Annotated in this window: 1 protein-coding gene and 1 pseudogene; both read left to right on the top strand. The window is 72.5% G+C overall.

Annotated elements, in window-relative coordinates; all coding sequences use genetic code 11:
* Positions 1-1,706: Hsp70 family protein (locus G4D87_RS37110; protein WP_163787492.1), on the top strand; the 1,706-nt coding region annotated here is incomplete at its 5' end.
* 26 nt (positions 1,707-1,732) lie between these two features.
* A pseudogene (locus tag G4D87_RS37105) lies at positions 1,733-1,961 on the top strand (Hsp70 family protein); the annotation flags it as partial.

Below are 1,961 nucleotides of genomic sequence, written 5' to 3'. Positions count from 1 at the left end.
CCTCCTTCCTCTATCTGCCCTCCGCGCAGGAGTTCCCCGCGGGCAGCCTGGCGCTGCCGTGGAAGCCGGAGGCCAGCATCCTCCTGGGTGAGTTCGCCCGCACGCACGGCGCCAAGGTGCCCACCCGGCTGGTGTCCTCCGCCAAGAGCTGGCTGTCCCACCCAGGGGTGGACCGGCGCGCGGCGCTGCTGCCGTGGCAGGCCCCTGAAGAGGTGCAGCGGGTGTCGCCGCTGGACGCGTCCGCGCGCTACCTCCGCCACCTCAAGGAGGCGTGGGACCACACCTTCGCCCGCGAGCGCGAGGAGTCCGGCAACGCCCTGTCCGAACAGGACGTCATCGTCACCGTCCCCGCCTCCTTCGACGCGGCGGCGCGCGACTTGACGCTGGAGGCCGCCAAGGCCGCGGGCATCCCCAACATCACCCTCCTGGAGGAGCCCCAGGCCGCGCTCTACGCGTGGCTGGAGGCCATGGGGGAGAACTTCCGCAGGCAGGTGCAGCCCGGCGAGGTCATCCTCGTGGTGGACGTGGGCGGCGGCACCTCCGACTTCTCCGTCATCACCGTGCGCGACAGCGCGGGCGATTTGGAGCTGCTGCGCGTGGCCGTGGGCGACCACATCCTGCTGGGCGGCGACAACATGGACCTGGCGCTGGCGCACACGCTGAACCAGCGGATGACGGCCGAGGGCAAGAAGCTGGACGCCTGGCAGTTCAACGCCCTCACCCATGGCTGCCGCCAGGCGAAGGAGGCGCTCTACGCCGACCCGTCCATGGAGCGCGCGCCCATCTCCATCCCCGGCCGGGGCTCGTCGCTCATCGGCGGCACGCTGCGCACGGAGCTGACGCGCGAGGAGCTGGAGCGCGTCCTCACCGACGGCTTCTTCCCGGTGACGCCCGTCACCGAGCTGCCGCGCACCGCGCGCCGCACCGGCCTGGCGCAGATGGCGCTGCCCTACGCCCAGGACGCCGGCGTGTCCCGGCACCTGGCGGCCTTCCTCACGCGGCAGGCGCAGGCGCTGGCGGCCAGCCCGGACGCGCCGGTGGACGTCAGCGGCAAGGCCTTCCTCCACCCCACGGCGGTGCTCTTCAACGGCGGCGTCTTCAAGGCCGGCCCGCTGAAGGCGCGCGTCATGGAGGTGCTCAACGGCTGGCTCACGGCGGATGGCGGCGAGCCCGCCAAGGAGCTGGAGGGCGCGGACCTGGACCTCGCGGTGGCGCGCGGCGCCGCCTATTACGGCTGGGTGCGCCAGGGCCACGGCCTGCGCATCCGCGGCGGCACGGCCCGCGCCTACTACGTGGGCGTGGAGACGGCGATGCCCGCGGTGCCCGGCATGGAGCCGCCCGTGAAGGCGCTCTGCGTGGCCCCCTTCGGCATGGAGGAAGGCACGCAGGCGGACGTCCCGCCCCAGGAGTTCGGGCTCGTCACCGGTGAGCCCACCAGCTTCCGCTTCTTCTCCTCGTCCCTGCGGCGCGACGACAAGGTGGGCGTCATGCTGGAGGACGTGGACACCGAGCTGGCCAGCGGCGGGCTGGAGGAGCTGGCCCCCATTGAAACCACGATGCCCGGCCAGCCCTCCACCTTCAGCGACTTGACGCCCGTCAACCTCCAGGCGGCGGTGACGGAGGTGGGCACGCTGGAGCTCCGGTGCCTGGAGAAGGAAGGCCCCGGACGCTGGAAGCTGGAGCTCAACGTCCGCATGAAGGAGTAGAAAGCCATCCGTCAATCGGAGGCGGCATGCGAATCGTTGGCATCGACCTGGGCACCACCCACTGCGCCGTGGCATCCGTGGACCCTTCGCGGGGCGCGGGGGCCCCCGTGGAGGACTTCGCCGTTCCGCAGCTCGTCCGCCAGGGCGAGGTGGCCCCGCGGGCCCTGTTGCCCTCCACCGTGTACGTGCCCGCCGGCCACGAGCTGGCGGAGGGTTCGCTCACGCTGCCCTGGGGGGATGACGGCGGTCCGTGGG

It is taken from the genome of Myxococcus vastator (assembly GCF_010894475.1).
Lineage (GTDB): Bacteria > Myxococcota > Myxococcia > Myxococcales > Myxococcaceae > Myxococcus > Myxococcus vastator.
Note: the sequence above shows the minus strand (reverse complement) of the source record. Positions and strands in the feature narration are given on the sequence as shown.